The following is a 625-nucleotide window of genomic DNA, read 5'->3' on the forward strand; positions in this document are numbered from 1 at the left end:
GTGCATCCTAAGCTTCGGCTCATGGCTTGAGCCCCGTTACATCTTCGCCGCAGGACAACTTGTTTAGACCAGTGAGCTGTTACGCTATCTTTAAAGGATGGCTGCTTCTAAGCCAACCTCCTGGTTGTTTTGGTCGTCCCACCTGCTTTCCCACTTAGCCATGAATTAGGGGCCTTAGCTGTAGGTCAGGGTTGTTTCCCTCTCCACGACGGACGTTAGCACCCGCCGTGTGTCTGCCATCTAGTACTCCCGGGTATTCGGAGTTTGGTTAGGATCAGTAAGCCTGTGGGGCCCCATTACCCATCCAGTGCTCTACCCCCCGGGGTATTCGGATGACGCTCTACCTAAATAGATTTCGCAGAGAACCAGCTATCTCCGAGTTTGATTGGCCTTTCACCCCTAGGCACACCTCATCCCGACCTTTTTCAACAGGTGTGGGTTCGGACCTCCAGTGCGTGTTACCGCACCTTCATCCTGGACATGCCTAGATCACTCGGTTTCGGGTCTGATCCCACGAACTCATGCGCCCTATTAAGACTCGCTTTCGCTGCGCCTACACCTACCGGCTTAAGCTTGCTCGTGAGACCAAGTCGATGACCCATTATACAAAAGGTACGCCGTCACT

At 53.4% G+C, this 625-nt stretch carries 1 rRNA gene; it reads right to left on the reverse strand.

The window, feature by feature from the left end:
* A 23S ribosomal RNA gene (locus NHG85_RS09295) occupies positions 1-625 on the reverse strand; the annotation flags it as partial.

This window comes from Limimaricola litoreus, from assembly GCF_024159025.1.
Lineage (GTDB): Bacteria > Pseudomonadota > Alphaproteobacteria > Rhodobacterales > Rhodobacteraceae > Limimaricola > Limimaricola litoreus.